Source organism: Erythrobacter sp. SDW2 (genome assembly GCF_021431965.1).
GTDB lineage: Bacteria > Pseudomonadota > Alphaproteobacteria > Sphingomonadales > Sphingomonadaceae > Parerythrobacter.
Map to the genome: position 1 here is coordinate 1224604 of NZ_CP090370.1, position 15813 is coordinate 1240416.

At 64.7% G+C, this 15813-nt stretch carries 19 protein-coding genes; 12 read left to right on the top strand and 7 right to left on the bottom strand.

Annotated elements, in window-relative coordinates:
* Window positions 1-79 precede the first annotated feature (79 nt).
* From LY632_RS05905 to ndk, 5 genes are all read left to right on the top strand, one after another.
* Window positions 80-1540 (top strand): leucyl aminopeptidase, encoded by a 1461-nt coding sequence (locus tag LY632_RS05905; protein WP_234092876.1) that lies wholly within the window; start codon window positions 80-82, stop codon window positions 1538-1540.
* A 44-nt stretch (window positions 1541-1584) separates the two neighbouring features.
* Entirely contained in the window at window positions 1585-1770 is a 186-nt protein-coding gene (locus LY632_RS05910; protein WP_234092877.1) for a DUF2256 domain-containing protein, read from the top strand.
* Window positions 1771-1801: 31 nt separating this feature from the next.
* Window positions 1802-2236, top strand: a complete 435-nt coding sequence (locus tag LY632_RS05915) for a DNA polymerase III subunit chi (protein ID WP_234092878.1) — start codon at window positions 1802-1804, stop codon at window positions 2234-2236.
* Window positions 2237-2295: 59 nt separating this feature from the next.
* Window positions 2296-2796, top strand: coding sequence for a hypothetical protein (locus tag LY632_RS05920; protein WP_234092879.1), 501 nt, complete (start codon window positions 2296-2298; stop codon window positions 2794-2796).
* Window positions 2797-2907: 111 nt separating this feature from the next.
* Complete coding sequence (gene ndk, locus LY632_RS05925) at window positions 2908-3330, top strand: nucleoside-diphosphate kinase (RefSeq protein WP_234092880.1); 423 nt, start codon at window positions 2908-2910, stop codon at window positions 3328-3330.
* A gap of 65 nt (window positions 3331-3395) precedes the next feature.
* Here ndk and purN read toward each other — a convergent pair whose 3' ends face one another.
* Both purN and purM read right to left on the bottom strand, forming a co-directional pair.
* Complete coding sequence (gene purN, locus LY632_RS05930; protein WP_370636568.1) at window positions 3396-4307, bottom strand: phosphoribosylglycinamide formyltransferase; 912 nt, start codon at window positions 4305-4307, stop codon at window positions 3396-3398.
* Window positions 4308-4356: 49 nt separating this feature from the next.
* The gene (gene purM / locus LY632_RS05935; protein ID WP_234092882.1) at window positions 4357-5463 is read right to left on the bottom strand and encodes a phosphoribosylformylglycinamidine cyclo-ligase; all 1107 of its coding nucleotides are present in this window, start codon (window positions 5461-5463) and stop codon (window positions 4357-4359) included.
* 70 nt (window positions 5464-5533) lie between these two features.
* Here purM and LY632_RS05940 point away from each other — a divergent pair, with 70 nt between their 5' ends.
* Genes LY632_RS05940 through LY632_RS05955 form a run of 4 tightly spaced genes read left to right on the top strand, consistent with a single transcriptional unit; the run spans window position 5534 to window position 8532 of the window.
* Window positions 5534-6814, top strand: coding sequence for a heavy-metal-associated domain-containing protein (locus LY632_RS05940; protein ID WP_234092883.1), 1281 nt, complete (start codon window positions 5534-5536; stop codon window positions 6812-6814).
* A 9-nt stretch (window positions 6815-6823) separates the two neighbouring features.
* Window positions 6824-7444 (top strand): ATPase, encoded by a 621-nt coding sequence (locus LY632_RS05945; RefSeq protein ID WP_234092884.1) that lies wholly within the window; start codon window positions 6824-6826, stop codon window positions 7442-7444.
* A 27-nt stretch (window positions 7445-7471) separates the two neighbouring features.
* A complete protein-coding gene (gene epsC / locus LY632_RS05950; protein ID WP_234092885.1) occupies window positions 7472-8179 on the top strand; it encodes a serine O-acetyltransferase EpsC in 708 nt (235 codons plus the stop codon).
* Entirely contained in the window at window positions 8179-8532 is a 354-nt protein-coding gene (locus LY632_RS05955) for a DUF2794 domain-containing protein (protein WP_234092886.1), read from the top strand. Before epsC ends, LY632_RS05955 begins: the two co-directional genes overlap by 1 nt.
* Before the next feature lie 3 nt (window positions 8533-8535).
* Here LY632_RS05955 and LY632_RS05960 read toward each other — a convergent pair whose 3' ends face one another.
* From LY632_RS05960 to LY632_RS05970, 3 genes are all read right to left on the bottom strand, one after another.
* Window positions 8536-8928 carry a hypothetical protein gene (locus LY632_RS05960; RefSeq protein ID WP_234092887.1) on the bottom strand — a complete coding sequence of 131 codons (393 nt, stop codon included), beginning with the start codon at window positions 8926-8928 and terminating at the stop codon, window positions 8536-8538.
* Window positions 8929-9081: 153 nt separating this feature from the next.
* Window positions 9082-10014, bottom strand: coding sequence for an SDR family NAD(P)-dependent oxidoreductase (locus LY632_RS05965; RefSeq protein ID WP_234092888.1), 933 nt, complete (start codon window positions 10012-10014; stop codon window positions 9082-9084).
* A 147-nt stretch (window positions 10015-10161) separates the two neighbouring features.
* Entirely contained in the window at window positions 10162-10830 is a 669-nt protein-coding gene (locus tag LY632_RS05970) for an HAD-IA family hydrolase (protein ID WP_234093156.1), read from the bottom strand.
* A 61-nt stretch (window positions 10831-10891) separates the two neighbouring features.
* Between LY632_RS05970 and glmU the strand changes: the two genes are divergently transcribed.
* The 3 genes from glmU to LY632_RS05985 all read left to right on the top strand — a co-directional run bounded on the left by glmU (window position 10892) and on the right by LY632_RS05985 (window position 13036).
* Window positions 10892-12256 (top strand): bifunctional UDP-N-acetylglucosamine diphosphorylase/glucosamine-1-phosphate N-acetyltransferase GlmU, encoded by a 1365-nt coding sequence (glmU, locus tag LY632_RS05975; protein ID WP_234092889.1) that lies wholly within the window; start codon window positions 10892-10894, stop codon window positions 12254-12256.
* An 82-nt stretch (window positions 12257-12338) separates the two neighbouring features.
* Window positions 12339-12605: an HNH endonuclease gene (locus tag LY632_RS05980; RefSeq protein WP_234092890.1), complete on the top strand. Its 267-nt coding sequence runs from the start codon at window positions 12339-12341 to the stop codon at window positions 12603-12605.
* Between the two features lie 110 nt (window positions 12606-12715).
* Window positions 12716-13036: a PilZ domain-containing protein gene (locus LY632_RS05985; protein WP_234092891.1), complete on the top strand. Its 321-nt coding sequence runs from the start codon at window positions 12716-12718 to the stop codon at window positions 13034-13036.
* Window positions 13037-13159: 123 nt separating this feature from the next.
* Here LY632_RS05985 and LY632_RS05990 read toward each other — a convergent pair whose 3' ends face one another.
* Window positions 13160-13411: a DUF1153 domain-containing protein gene (locus tag LY632_RS05990; RefSeq protein WP_234092892.1), complete on the bottom strand. Its 252-nt coding sequence runs from the start codon at window positions 13409-13411 to the stop codon at window positions 13160-13162.
* A gap of 181 nt (window positions 13412-13592) precedes the next feature.
* Window positions 13593-15761, bottom strand: coding sequence for a prolyl oligopeptidase family protein (locus LY632_RS05995; RefSeq protein WP_234092893.1), 2169 nt, complete (start codon window positions 15759-15761; stop codon window positions 13593-13595).
* Between the last annotated feature and the right edge of the window lie 52 nt (window positions 15762-15813).

Genomic DNA, 15813 nt, shown 5'->3' on the forward strand with positions numbered 1-15813 from the left:
CGCAATCGCGCTTCAACGCTTTGCCGAACCATTCCAGCCGGATGGACGGCGAAGAGACAAGAATTCTCCCGGAGAGACCATGGATATTACCTTCGCCAGTAGCCTTCCCGCCGACGCCATGCTGGTGGCGCACGTCGTCAATCGGGGCGATGCTCCTGCCGGATTGGAGCCCGTTTTGGTCGAAGGCGCGCGTGCAGCCCGCTTCAAGGGTGGGGCTGGGCAGCTGTTCGAGGGTTTCGTAGAGCGCGGCGGCAAGATCGTGCGCGTCGCGCTCAGCGGTGCCGGCGAGGGCGATGCGGCAGATCGTGGCATCAATTGCGAAAAGGCCGGGGCGGCGATCGCTGGCAAGTATCTGTGCTCCGGCGAAACCGCCGTGGTGCTCGACCTGACAGGTTCGGGCCTGTCGGCGGCAGAAGCAGCATCGGTCCTGTTCGGCCTGCGGCTGCGCAGCTGGCGCTATGACGCATACCGCACCCGGATGAAGGACGAGCAGAAGAAGACCCTTGCCGGTGTGACCGTGGTCGGCGCGCCTGACGGGACGGAAGACGCCTGGGCCAAGGAAGCCGCGCTGGCGGAGGGTGTCGAATTCGCCCGCGTGCTCGCGGCCGAGCCGCCGAACCTGCTCTACCCGGTCGAGTTCGTGGCTCGCTGCGAGAAAGCGCTGGCCGGCACCGGGGTCGAAATTGTCGTGCTGGACGATGCCGAGATGGAAAAGCTCGGCATGGGCTCGCTGCTCGGGGTCGGGCTCGGATCCGAACGCGATTCGCGGCTGCTGTGCATGAAGTGGATGGGCGGCAATCCGGGCGATCGGCCGACAGCCTTCGTCGGCAAGGGCGTGACCTTCGACACCGGCGGCATCAGCCTCAAGCCCGGTCCCGGCATGGAAGACATGAAGTGGGACATGGGCGGCGCCGGCGCGGTTGCGGGCGCGATGGTGGCGCTGGCCCTGCGCAAGGCCAAGGCCAACATCATCGGCGTGTGCGGTCTGGTCGAGAACATGCCCGACGGGCGGGCACAACGGCCGGGCGACATCGTTACCTCGATGTCCGGCCAGACCATCGAGGTGCTGAACACCGATGCCGAAGGGCGGCTGGTGCTGTGCGATGCGCTGACATGGACGCAGCAGCAGTTCGATCCGGTGGCCGTGGTCGATTTCGCCACGCTGACCGGGGCGATGATCATCGCGCTCGGCAATGAGCACGGTGGCCTGTTCTCGAACGACGATACGCTGGCGGAAAGGCTGCTCTCCGCAGGCCAGGCGACGGGCGACAAGCTGTGGCGCTTCCCGCTCTCTCCGGCCTACGACAAGCTGATCGACAGCCCGATCGCCGACATGAAGAACGTCGGTCCGCGCGGGGCCGGTTCGATCACGGCGGCGCAGTTTCTGCAACGCTTCATCGACAAGGATCGCCCCTGGGCGCACTGCGACATCGCCGGCATGGTCTGGGCCGACAAGCCCGGCCAGACCTGGGACAAGGGCGCAACCGGTTATGGTGTGCGGATCATGGACCGGTACGTCCGGGACGTGCTGGAAGGCTGATCAGTGCCTATCCGACCTCAAATTGCGAAGCGGTAGGTCAACCAATGCCCAAAATGCGCAAGAAGTCGGATCTCCCGACCAAGACCTGCGCATCCTGCGGCCTGCCTTTTACCTGGCGCAAGAAGTGGGAGCGCGACTGGGACAATGTGAAGTATTGTTCCGACCGCTGCCGCCGGAATGCCAAGGGGGGCTCGCCTGCCTCAAGCAGCGGAGCGGTAGGTCAACAATGACAGCCTCCAGCAGCGGAGAGGTAGGCCGACCATGAGAGTCGATTTCTGGCAACTCTCGCGCGATCCGGCGGAAAAGGTGGTGGCGCTGATTGCCGCCCGCGTTTTGGGCGAGGGCGAGCGGCTGCTGGTCGTGGCTGCCGAGGCAGAACAGCGCGCGGCAATCTCGCGCGCTTTGTGGGAGGCGAAGCCTGACGCTTTCCTCGCCAATGGCGGTGCCGGCGAGCCCCATGCAGATCGCCAGCCAATCCTGCTCTCCGATGCCTGCGAACCACTAAACGGGGCCAACCACGTGATTTTCGCCGATGGCCAGTGGCGCGCGGCGGAAGGGTTCGCCCGCGCCTTCCTGCTGTTTGACGACGCGACGGTCGCGGCTGCGCGTGGGGTGTGGCGCTCGCTCGACGGGGGCGAAGGGCTGGAACGCGCGTTCTTCCGGCAGGATGACGGCAAATGGGTCAAAGTCGCCTGAGGCATTGCCCCCGGCGGCAGCTTCTGGAATCATCGTCCTACCAGATGGGAGACCTGACCATGCGCCTTGTCCTGCCGATTGCCGCCGCGATTGCCCTTGCGGCCTGTAGTTCCGAAAAATCGGGTAGCTTCGAAACCGAAGGCGGGGAGAGGGGCGAATACACCGTCGACAGCATCGATGGCGGGATGAATGCCACCATCACCACCAAGGACGGCACAGCCACGATGCAATCGGGCGAAAACGTCAAAGCCGACTTGCCCGACGGCTTCACGGTCTATCCTGGCGCCAAGGTGGTCAGTGCCACCAATGTCGACTCGCCCGAGAGCAAGGGATCGCTGCTGATGATGGAAACCAGCGACTCGCCGGACAAGGTGGCGGCGTTCTACCGCAAGCAGGCCGAAGCGGCCGGCATCAAGATCGAGATGGAAATGACCGTCAACGGCGGCAAGATGATCGGCGGGAAGGGGCCCGATGAGCGCGTGTTCTCGCTCAACACCACCAACAATGACGGCAAGACCGGCATCCAGCTGACCGTGGGCCAGGGCAAACTGGGTAGCTGACCCACCTGCCGGGTAGTCTCCGGCTCAGCCTGACGCTTGGGCTTGCCCGCCGCGTATGGCGGCGCTAAGGGCGCGCGCAACATTCTCCCCCTACCATCGAAGGATATTCCCATGGCGGTTACCCGCACATTTTCGATCATCAAGCCGGATGCCACCAGGCGCAACCTGACCGGCGCCGTCACCAAGATGCTGGAAGAGGCCGGCCTGCGCGTCGTCGCCAGCAAGCGCATCCGCATGACCCGCGAGCAGGCCGAAGGCTTCTACGCCGTCCACAGCGAGCGCCCCTTCTTCGGCGAACTGTGCGATTTCATGATGAGCGAGCCGGTGGTGGTGCAGGTGCTCGAAGGCGAAGACGCCGTGAAGCGCAACCGCGACGTGATGGGCGCAACCAACCCGGCCGACGCCGCCGAAGGCACCATCCGCAAGGAATACGCCCTGTCGATCGGTGAAAACACCGTCCACGGCTCGGACAGCGAAGAGAACGCAGCGATCGAAATCGCCTTCTTCTTCAACGACGACGAAATCGTCGGGTAACGCCCGCGATCAAGCGAATGCAGGAAGGGCCGCTCCGGTTGGGGCGGCCTTTTTCGTTTGCCGGTTCAGAATTCGTCGGCGATGTCGAGCAGCCCCGTCAGCCGTTTCGGAGCTACGGCGCGCCAGCTGCGCTGGAGCCAGTAGTCGACCTGGTCCCAGTCGCAGCCAGGGCGGTTGAGGATCACGCCGACCCAGCCGCTCGCGCCGTAATAGGCGGGTCGATAGAACGCATCCGGATCGCGCTCGACCAGCTCGGCCAGTTCGTCCTGGCCGCTGGTCTTGGCGATCAGCGCGATGTGCTGTTCGCCGTGATGCTGGTCGCTGAAATAGGCGAAATACTTGCCGCTATTGCCGCCGGTGCGCCAGCCGGGGGCGCCGTGGCTGGGGCGCTCCTCGGCTTCGGGCAGGGCCAGGGCGCGCTGGCGGACCTGCTCCAGCAGCCAGTCGCGATTGTACGGACGAGAGACGAAATCGGCGAGCACGCGCGGGTAGAGCTGGTGCTCGGCCAGCTTGACCCGGTAGGCAAGTGTTTGCTCGGTATCGCCGGGGATGATCGCGACCTTGACCTGCCCCAGCACTTCCCCTGCATCAAGATCGCCGGTGACGAGATGCACCGACGTACCTCCAAACTCATCGCCTGCATCGAGCGCACGCTGGTGGGTGTGGAGCCCCTTGTACTTGGGCAGCAGCGAGGGGTGGATGTTGAGCATCCGGCCTTGCCAACGCGCCACCATCTCTTCGGACAGGATGCGCATATATCCGGCCAGCGCGATGAATTCGGCCCCGGCCTTGCGGATCGCGGCGTCCATGGCGCGGTCGTGTTCCTCGCGGGTCATTCCCTTATGGCTCAGCGCGAAGGTCGGGATGCCTTCGGCCTCGGCCACGGTCAGCCCGCCCGCATCGGGATCGTTGCTGGCGACGAGGACGATTTCGTAGGGGCTGTCAGGCAGGCGGCTGGCATAGAGCAACGCGGCCATATTGGTGCCGCTGCCGGAGATCAGCACGGCGACTTTGGCCAGCCCGCTCTCAGCCAAGGTGGACCGCCTCCCAGTCCTCCTTCGCCGACCAGGTCCCGGCCGATCCGCGCACGGTGCAGCCCTTGTTCCCGGCCTCGATCATGCCGATCCGCAGCACCGTCTCGCCTGCTTCGTTCAGCGCCTGCGTGACGGTTTCGACCTTGCCCGGCGCGACTGCCAGCACCATGCCGACGCCGCAATTGAAGGTGCGCGCCATTTCGCCCGGCTCGATTCCCCCCTGCGCCTGCAGGAAGGCCATCAGCCGCGGCTGTTCCCACGCATCGGCATCGATCACCGCGTGCGCGCCTTGCGGCAGGACGCGGGGGATATTCTCCAGCAGGCCCCCGCCGGTGATATGCGCCAGCGCGTCGATATGCCCGGCGCGCACGACAGGCAGCAGGCTGGCGACGTATATGCGGGTGGGTTCGAGCAGATGCTCGACCAGCAGCCGTTCGTTGTCGAACACGGCCGGGCGGTCGAGCTTCCAGCCCTTGTCCGCCGCCAGCCGCCGGACCAGCGAATAGCCGTTCGAGTGTACGCCTGACGAAGCCAGGCCGAGCAGCACATGCCCCGGTGCAACTTTCTCGCCCGTCAGCTGCTCGCCGCGCTCGACCGCGCCGACGCAGAAGCCCGCTAGGTCGTAGTCGCCCGCGGCATACATGCCCGGCATTTCTGCTGTCTCGCCGCCGATCAGCGCGCAGCCGGCGATCTTGCAGCCATTGGCGATGCCGGCGATGACCCGCTCGGCGACGCCGTTCTCCAGCTTGCCGGTGGCGAAATAGTCGAGGAAGAACAGCGGTTCCGCGCCCTGGACGATCAGGTCGTTGACGCACATGGCGACAAGGTCGATCCCGACGGTGTCGTGCCGCCCGGTGTCGATCGCCAGCTTGAGCTTGGTGCCAACGCCATCGTTGCCCGCCACCAGCAACGGGTCCTTGTAGCCCGCCGCACGCGGGTCGAAGAAACCGCCGAAGCCGCCGATCTCGCCATCGGCGCCGGGGCGCATGGTGGCTTTCACGAGCGGCCCGATGGCCTTGACGAGAGCATTGCCGGCGTCGATCGAGACGCCGGCATCGGCATAGGTGTAGCCGGTTTTTCCAGAACTATCCGCAGACATGGCTGGCCCTTTACCTATTCGCGCTTGGAATCACACCATCCTTTGGGCAAAAGGCGCGGGATTTTCCCCGATGGCACTGAACGCACTCCTCCCTCGCCCGCAGGGCCTCCTCGCCGCCACCCCGGCACGGCTGGCTGTGTTGGCATTCGTGGTGGCTTTTCTCGCAGGACTGGGGTTGGCTATTGCCCAGGTCGATGGCGAGCGCGGTATCCCTGTCATCTCGGCCTCGAGCGATATCGATGTGGCCGGTATCAAGGTCGATGTCACTGCCGACAGCGACGAGGAGGCACGCCGCAAAGGCTGGCAGGAAGCGGTGCGCAAGGGGTGGGAAAAGCTCGGCGGGCCGAAACTGGCTGACGGGCAACTGCTGTCGCTGGTTTCCGCCGTGGTAATCGAAAACGAGCAGCTCGGCGGCAACCGCTACATCGCCACCCTCGGTGTGACATTTGATCGCCAGCGCGCGGGTGGATATCTCGGCGGACTGGCACAGAAGGCACGCTCCGGTCCCATGCTGCTGATCCCGGTGACGATGTCCGGTGGCAGCGCGATGGTCTATGAGCAGCGCAATCCGTGGCAGAGGGCCTGGGCCGAGTACCAATCGGGCACCAGCCGGATCGACTACGTCCGCCCTTCGGGCGCAGGAAGCGATTCGCTGCTGGTCACCTATGGCCAGACGGGGCGCCATAGCCGCGCCTGGTGGAACACGGTTCTCGACCAGTTCGGGGCTGCCGATATCCTCGTGCCCATTGCCGAGCTGCACTACCAGTATCCGGGTGGTCCGGTGCAGGGCGAGTTCACCGCCCGCTATGGCCCGGACAATGCCTATCTCGACAGTTTCACCATGACCGCTGCCTCGCCGGATGAACTGCCGCAGATGCTGAGCAAGGCGGTGCTGCAGTTCGACCAGATCTTCACCAAGGCGCTGGAAGAGGGCAAGCTGAGGCCCGACCCGACGCTCAGCCGCAGTGGCATCGAAGTCAGCCCGATCATCCAGCGCCTGATCGAAGCCAGCCGCGCCGCGCAGGCAGCCGAGACTGCCGCTGCGAGCGGTTCTGAAGCCTCGACCGACGCCTCTTCGCCGACACCCGCTCCCAGCACTTCGGTGGTGACCGCGAGCGGCACATATGTCGTCCAGTTCGCCACACCGGATGGTGGATCCTTCGATGCGACACTCTCGGGTGTACGGGCGATCCCGGGTGTGCGCGGGGTCGGTGTGTCGAGCACGGCCATCGGCGGAACCTCTGTGATGCAGGTGACCTTTGCCGGGACGCTCGACCAGCTCGCCGCCGCGCTGCGTGCTCGCGGGTTCAACGTGACGCAGGGCAGCAACGCGCTCCGCATCAGCCGCTAGGACACTCGCGTGGGCGAGCCTTCGCAATTCGCATTGCCATTGTCGCAAGGGCTCCCGGCCGATCCTTCGAGTATCGTCGTCGGCAACGCCAATGCGCGGATCATCGAAATCCTCGCCGAACCCAGCGCATGGCCCTTCGGTACGGCGATCCTGATGGGCCCGCCGCGTTCGGGCAAGTCGCTGCTGGGCCGGTGGTTCGCCGGCAAGGGGCTGGGCACAGTGATCGACGGGGCCGACCGTCAGGACGAGACGGACCTGTTCCATCGCTGGAACCGGGCGCAGGAAAGCGGCGAGAAGCTGCTTCTGATCGCCGATGGCGAGGGCTGGGAGATCGCGCTGCCCGATCTGCGCTCGCGACTGGGGGCGGCGCAGCATCTGGAAATCGGCACGCCGGACGATGCCATGGTGGGCGAACTGATGCGCAGCCATGCCGCGCGGCTGGGGCTTGTGCTGGGCGAGGATGCGCTTACCTATCTCGTACCGCGGGCCACCCGCAGCTTTGCCGAGATCGAGAAGCTGGTCGCCGCCATCGACCGCCTCAGCCTCGAGCGCAAGTTGCCGCCGACCCTCGGTATCTGGCGCGACGCGCTGGAGGCAGTCCAGGGTCCGGAGCAGGCACGCTTGCTCTGAGTGAAAAAAAGTGGGAGAATCCGGCCAATGCTGAAAGGCCTGATCGACTATCTGGACTCAGTCCACGCCCGCGATCCCGCGCCGCGCACGCGGTGGGAGATTCTGCTGTATCCTGGCGTCCTGGCGCTCGGCCTGCACCGCGTGGCCCACTGGCTGTTCGAGGCGAGGATGTTCTTTCTCGCCCGTTTCGTCAACCATTTCAGCCGCTTCCTGACCGCGATCGACATCCATCCGGGTGCCAAGATCGGTAAGAATTTCTTTATCGACCATGGCTTCACGGTGATCGGCGAGACGGCCGAGATCGGCGATAATGTCACCATCTACCAATGCGTCACGCTGGGCGGGACCAACCCGACCAATGGCGTCGGCGGAAAGCGCCACCCGACCATCTGCGACAATGTCATCATTGGCTCGGGCGCGCAGGTGATCGGGCCGATCACGGTGGGCAAACGGGCGCGGATCGGGGCCAATGCGGTGGTGATGGACGAAGTGCCCGAAGGAGCGACCATGATCGGCATGAAGGCCCGCTCGACGCTCGTCCCGGCCGAGGAATGGGCCCGCGAGTTCATCCCCTACGGCACGCCGTGCGAGGATGCCGAGGGCAACCGGATCGACTGCTTCGAGAAGCTCGAAACCGAACTCAGGGATCTGCGCGGTGAAATCGCTGCCTTGCGCGCGGAGCGTGAAGGCGAGCGGCAGGACGAAGTGGCACGCCGCAGCGGGACCGATAGCTGATGAAGTCGGGCTTCGGCGACACCGTCGTCGCGTTCCCCGGCAGGCAGCCCAACCAGGTCGGTTTCGCCCGCGAGGAACTCCAGCGCATTCTCGATCTCTACGGCCGCATGGTCGCCGCCGGCGAATGGCGCGATTACGCGATGGACTTCACCCGCGACGCCGCCAGCTTTGCCGCCTTCCGCCGCACCGCCGAACGGCCGCAAGCCCGGGTCGAGAAGCGCCCTTCGCTGCGAAACAAGCAGGGCATGTGGACCCTGTTCGGCGAACACGGCCAGGTGCTGAAGCGCGGTCATGACCTGGCGGGTGTGCTCGCTCCGATGGAGCGGCGGCTGGTCAAGGCGGTGGGGGACTAGCGGTCAGGCGCGCCTGTAGAGAAACGCGGTTGTGACGATCGAAGGCATGATCAGGCCCTTGAGGTAAGACAACGGATGGCGGCCGATGGTGAAGTCTGCCTCCACCATGCCGAAATGCGCCCAGTAATGGGTCCCGATCAGACTGCCGATGCAGAGCCACATCGTCCAAAGCGCAAAACGCTTGCCCAGAGCGACCAGGGTGAGGCTGACAATGATTCCCACCCGCAGCGAGGCCTGAACACGATTGTAGAGCGCGCTGCTGGACTCCTCAGATCCACGCGCGAATTCGATCAGCATCGTGACGTGGTAGAAAATGAACAGGCCTGCCAAGGCGAGAATGATCAAGCGCGGGACCAGATGCGGTAGGCTTTTGGGCCGCGCGGCAAGAGTGTTCATCGTCCGTGCCTCCTGCTCCATTGTCTGATGACCGGAGGGCTACATCTAGTGTATTGCTGTGTCAATGCACTAGATGACATGGGTAGCTGGTTGCAAAAAAGGGCTCCACCGCGTTGCTGCGGCAGAGCCCCTCTTGAAGATGGTGGCGAAAGCTTACCCCCGCGTGCTGGTCGGGACGCCTGCGCCCAGTACCTTCTGCATGGCCTTGAGGATATTGCCCGACTGCTCGCTGCCGCTCTGCGGGGCGGTGAGGTTGGAGAAGTCGCTGATCTTGTCCCAGTTGGCGGCGAAGCCTTCGACCGTGCGGTCTTCCTCGCGCAGCCAGACGGCGTCGTTCATGACGGTCCAGGCGCTGTGATAGCCGCCCGCGCCCGCGCCAACGATGGCGTTGGTCGGCGCATCCTCGCTGACGAGGAACAGCGCGGCCGGCACGACATTGACCGGGTCGAACAGCTTGAAGGCTTCTTCGGGGAACAGGTCCTCGGTCATGCGCGTACCGGCGACCGGGCTCAGCGTGTTGACCTTGATGTTGTACTTCGCGCCTTCGAGCTGCAACGTCTTGGTCAGGCCGGCGAGACCGAGCTTGGCCGCACCGTAGTTGGCCTGGCCGAAGTTGCCGAACAGGCCGGTGCTGCTGGCGGTCATCAGGATGCGGCCATAGGCCTGCTCGCGCATCAGTTCCCAACATGCCTTGGTGACCATGGCCGAGCCGGTCAGGTGGACCTTGAGCACGAATTCGAAGTCTTCCGGGGTCATCTTGGCGAAGGTCTTGTCGCGCAACACGCCGGCGTTGTTGATGAGGACATGCACGCCGCCCCACTTCTGCTTGGCGTCGGCGACCATCTTTTCCATCTGCTCGAATTCGGTGACGCTGCCGCCGTTCGACATGGCTTCGCCGCCCATCGCCTCGATCTCCTCGACCACCTTCAGCGCCATGTCGGAATGGCCGGTGCCGTCGCGGGCGCCGCCGAGGTCGTTGACCACGACCTTCGCGCCGCGGCGGGCGAGTTCGAGCGCATACTCGCGGCCCAGGCCGCCGCCGGCACCGGTGACGATGGCAACCTTGTCCTTGAACGAAATGGTCATGGCGATGTCCTCCTGAAAGACGTTGAAAGGGGTTTTGCGGACTTTACGTGTCCGTCAAGCTGGCGGCTGGGTGGCACTTTCGCTGGTGCGTTGCAACACGCAATTCGGTTACCTAGCGTGCCGTAGGGGCAGGGCGGTTTCTCGCTGTTACAATCGTTCGAGCGCGGGCAACAATTGGTCGAATCGCTCGATCACCGCGTCCCCGCCGAGCTCGTGCGGGGCCATGTCGCAATAGCCATAGGCGGCCACCACCACCGGCACATCGGCGCCCTTGGCCGCTGCCACATCATAGCTCGAATCGCCGACGAAAGCGAACGAGCCGCCTCCGCACCGCTTGCGCGCCTCGATGACGGCATCGGGTTTGGGCTTCGCATTCCCCTTGCCCATGGTGTCGCCGCCGATGATCGTGACGAAGCGATCGGCGAGGCCCAAAGTGGCGAGGACGCCGGTGGCGAATTCCTCGAACTTGTTGGTCACCACCGCCATCTGCACGCCCCTGGCGGCCAGCTCCTCCAGCGCCTGCTCGACCCCCGGATAGGGCCGCGAATGGACCGCATTGTTGGCGGCGTAATATTTGAGCATTTCCTTGTAGAGCGGCTTGAACTCGTCTTCCGGCATGCCGCCCTGCTGTTCCACGGCTCGGGCCAGCATGATCTTGGCCCCGCCGCCGATCAGGTCCTTGGAACTGTCCACCGGCACCGGCTTGAACCCGCCGAGTTCCAGCGCATGGTTCACCGCCATGCCGAGGTCGCGATAGGTATCGAGCAAGGTGCCGTCGAGATCGAAGCCCACGGCGCTGAAGCGGAAATCGGTCATGCGGCACGCGATGCCGCCATGCTCTGGAAACTGCAACACATTGCTGGCAAAGGGCAGTGCCATGACCAGAACCCGCGAATTCGCCGCCGTCATCCTCGCCGCAGGCAAGGGCACCCGCATGAAATCCGACCTGCACAAGGTCCTCCACCCGATTGCCGGGCGGGCGATGCTCGATCACCTGATGGCCTCGGTCGACGCGCTGGCTCCGGCGCACAAGATCGTGGTTGTCGGCGCCGGGCGCGAACAGCTCGAGGCCGCGGTCCAGGGGCGGGCGAAGACCTGCCTGCAGGAACCGCAGCATGGCACCGGCCACGCGGTGCAGCAGGCCGAGGGCGATCTGGCGGGGTACGACGGCGATGTGCTGATCCTCTATGGCGATGTGCCCTTCGTGCGCACAGCGACGATGGAGATGATGCTCGACCGGCTCCATGCCGAGGATGCCCCCGCCGTGGTCGTGCTCGGCTTCGAGCCGGACGACGCGCTGCAATATGGCCGCGTGATCGCCGACGATGCCGGGCGCATCGCCAAGATGGTCGAATTCAAGGACGCCAGCGACGAGGAACGCGCCTGCCGCCTGTGTAATTCCGGCCTGATGGCGGTGCGCGGAAAGGACCTGTTCGACCTTCTTCGCCGGGTCGGCAACGACAATGCGCAAGGCGAGTACTACCTCGTCGATATCGTCAACATCGCCCGCGGCGACGGCCGCCACAGCGCGGTGGTGGTGACGGACGACCCGGGCGAGGTGATGGGCATCAACTCCCGCGCCGAACTCGCCGCCGCCGAAGCGCAGTGGCAGCAGTTCAAGCGCGAGGAAGCTATGGCCGCCGGGGTCAGCCTCAAGGCGCCGGAGACGGTGTTCTTCAGCTGGGACACCGAACTGGGCCGCGATGTTGTGGTTGAACCAAATGTGGTCTTCGGCCCCGGCGTGAAAGTCGCCGATCACGCCAGAATCCGCGCCTTCAGCCATCTCGAAGGGGCGACCGTGGGCGAGGGCTGCGAGGTCGGCCCCTATGCCCGCCTGCGGCCCGGCGCGGTGCTGATGAAGGGCAGCAAGATCGGCAATTTCGTCGAGATGAAGAAGGCCACGCTGGGCGAAGGGGCCAAGGCCAACCACCTCACCTATCTGGGCGATGCCACGATCGGGGCGGGCGCCAACATCGGCGCGGGGACCATCACTTGCAACTATGACGGCTATTTCAAATACCAGACCGTGATCGGCGAGCGGGCCTTCGTCGGCTCCAACAGCGCGCTGGTTGCCCCTGTCACCATCGGCCGCGATGCGATTGTCGCGGCAGGCAGCACCGTCACCCGCGATGTGGCGGACGGCGAACTGCGCATGGAAAGGGCCGAGCAATCCGTAAAGCCGGGCTGGGCCGACCGCTTTCACGATGCGATGAAAAAGAAGAAGGCGGCAGAGAAGAAGTGACCCCCCCTTCGTCAACCCAGCGGAAGCTGGGATCTGTCTCCGGCATGGCACAGCCCCGTCAGCGCTCCCGGCTTTCGCTGGGATGACGGACACCTCGACCTGCTGGCTCTGCCATCGTCCGTTCGAGACGTTGCAGCAATGGCACCACACCGTGCCCAAGGCCAAGAAGGGGCGTGACACCGTCCCGGTCCATCCGATCTGCCACAAAGCGATCCATGCCTGCTTTACCAATGCCGAACTGAAACGCTTCGGCGCTGATCGCGAGCGCTTGCTGGAAAGCGATCAGCTGGCGCGGTTCGTCAACTGGGTCGCGGGAAAGCCGCCTGATTTCAACGCACCCTATCGCTGAAAAAGTCGGTTGCGTTACGAGATGTTAATTTTCGGAGGCTAAACGTTCACCCAATTATCCGAGGGTTCCTTCCGGTCGCACGGAACTGACAGTTGGACACCAAACGGATTATGGAACGACGCACTTATCCCCGCATCACGATTTTTTCCAAGGCTGGATTGCGCGATGGCAAGACGCCACAGGACATCCTGCTGCTCGATATGTCGCGCACCGGGGCAAGGATTCTGGTGGGAGAAGGGCAGTCGCTCGCGCTGGGCCAGCTGATTGCCATCAAGCTGGGCGTGCTGCCCAGCTTTGTCGGGCGGGTGACACGGACCGAGGGTCGGGTGTTCGGCATAGCCCTGGTCGACAAGCTTCACCCGACGGTGGTGGAAAGCGCTCGGCAGTATTGCCGTGGCGGAGAACTGGGCGAGCTCGCACGCGCACCTTGAGTTATCGCCGAATTGCAGCATAGCCGCCCGCTTCCGTTGCGCCGTACCGAACAGGGGGGACGGGGCAGCGCGGGGAAACGGGCGACCAGCCGGGTACCGAGCGGGTCCGCCCAGGAATGCGGGTCAACTCGGTTCGAACTCCCTTTTGCGTTTGGACGGGGTGGCTTCGGCGCGGTCGAACTTCTGTTCCCAGGTGTCGAATTCCTTACGGCTCAGCAGATAGCGCCAGCGTGCCTCGTCAAAGGTAATCAGCCTGTCGCGCACCGCCTTGACGACCTCGCGCTTGCGGCTGTCGGACCAATGGATGTCATGGCTTTCCGGCAGGCCCGCGCGCTTGATGCGAGAGGCGATGGTTTCGTGTGGGGGATAGGGCATTTGTCATCTCCTGCGTTGGCCCCCTGTCCGAGCCGAATCTTGCTGAGTTGACTTAATTTCGTCTTTCCAAGTGGAGTCAGCGCCGGGTTTACCATCCGGGTTGAGGCTGGGATGCGATGAAACGAGAAAGGGCGGCCCATTTGGACCGCCCTTCCATGTATTTCACCGATCGCGCGGGGAATCACTCGGCTTCTGCGGCCCCCTCTGCCTGGTTGTCCATCAACTGCTGCATCAGATAGACCCACTGCATCGCCTGCAGCATGGCGCGCTGTTCGTTGTCGACGCCGCCCGAGTGGCCGCCCTTGGTTTCCTCGAAATAGAGGTAGGGCTGGCCGTTGGCGGCCATCCGCGCCGCCGCCTTGCGGCCGTGGCTGGGGTGGGTACGGTCATCGGCGGTCGAGGTGACATACATGATGCGCGGGAACTGCTTGTCCGCCGTCAGCTTCTGATAGGGCGAATAGCCGTCGATCCAGGCCTTCTGCTCGGGGATGCGCGGGTCGCCATATTCGCCGATCCAGGATGCTCCGCGCCCGATCAGGTGATAGCGCAGCATGTCGAACAGCGGGATCTGGACGATGGCCGCGTTGAACAGGTCGGGCCGCTGGGTGAAGGCCGTGCCGACCAGCAGGCCGCCCTGGCTGCCGCCCTGGATGCCGAGATGCTCGGGCGAAGTGAAGCCGCGCTTCACCAGATCGTCGCCGATGGCGATGAAGTCGTCCCAGGTGCGTTGCTTGTTCTCGCGGATCGCCGTCTGGTGCCATTCGGGGCCGAACTCGCCGCCGCCGCGCATATTGCCCAGCACATAGGCGCCGCCACGCTCCAGCCACAGCTTGCCGGTCGAGCCGAGGTAGCCGGGCAGGCGCGGGACCTGGAAGCCACCATAGCCGGTCAGCAGGGTGGCGGTGGTGCCGTCCATCGCCATGCCCCTGGGCTTGACGATGAAATAGGGGATCTTGGTCCCGTCCTTGCTTGTGGCCTCGTACTGTTCGATCTCCATGCCGCTGGCATCGAAGCGTTCCGGGCTTTCCTTGACCACTTCCAGCGTCACCCCGTCGTTGGCGTAATACCAGGTGCCGGGGCTGAGGAAATCGGTCGAGGTGAACATGATCTCGTCGGTTTCGTCCGAGGAGGTGGCGATGCCGACGGTAGCGTTTTCCGGCAGGGCGATCTGCTGGCTGACCCACTGGCCGCCCTCGTAATCGAACTTGAGCACCTTGCCGCGGACGTTGTCGAGCAGGCTGACATAGAGGCTGGATTTGGTCGAAGTCGCGCCGCTCTTGGTCTGGCGCTCGCCCGGGGCCCAGACCAGCGTCATCTTCGCGCCGTTGGGGTCGGCTTTCCATGCCTCCAGATCGGCCGAGACGATCGAGTCCGCCGGAAAGGTCACGCCGTCGCGGGTCCAGTCGACATCGGTCGAGAACAGGATCTGTCCGTCGATGATGCCGTAGGGCCCGGCCTTGGTCGGCAGGTCCAGCTGCAGCCACGCGCCGTCCTTCTCGAAGAAATAGAGCCGTTCGTGGAACGAGATGCCGCGATAGGCCATGCGGCCATGGATGGTCGCCTCACCGTCGCGCAACAGATAGGCCCCGGCGGAAACGTCGGTCTTGTCGCCGCGGAAAATCTCCGGCGCATCCTCGATCGGCGTGCCGCGTTTCCACAGCCGCGTGGTGAAGGGGTAGAAGCTCTCCGTCACCGTGTCGGGGCCGAAATTGCGGCTGACGAGCAGCGTATCCTGGTCCACCCAGCTCGCGCCGCCCTGGCTTTCGGGAAGTTCGAAGCCGCCTTCGACAAAGCTCAGCGTCTCGAGGTCGAACTCGCGGGCGACGCTGGCATCCTTGCCGCCATCGGACAGCGAGACCATGCAGCGGGTGCCGTCGGGCGGGAGGCAGCTCATCCCGCCATAGACCCACTCCTTGCCCTCGGCAGCGGCGAGCGCGTCGATATCGAGAATGGTTTCCCATTCGGGGCTGTCGGTGCGCCAGCTTTCCATGGTGGTGCGACGGACGATGCCCTTGGGATTCTTGGCATCCTGCCAGAAGTTGATCAGGCCGTAATGGGTGAAGGCGACGCCCGGCACCCGGTCATCGGCGTTGAAGATCGCCAGCGCTTCGGCCTTGAGCTGTTCGAAGCGCGGATCGCTCTGCAGCGCGGCGATGGTCTTCTCGTTCTCGCCCGCGACCCATTCCAGCGCGCGGTCGCTGCGGGTTTCCTCGAGCCAGATGAAGGGATCGTTGTTGGCTTCCCATTCGGTATCGGTCACGGTGTTCCCATCTTGTGCGGCAAGCGGCGCGGCTGTGAGAGTGGCGAGCGCAAGGCCGGCGGCCAGCGCGCGGGTGGAGACGAGTTTCATGGTAGCAGCCCCTTTGCAATGCAATGGGCGCAGTCTGGCGGCTGGGGCGGGG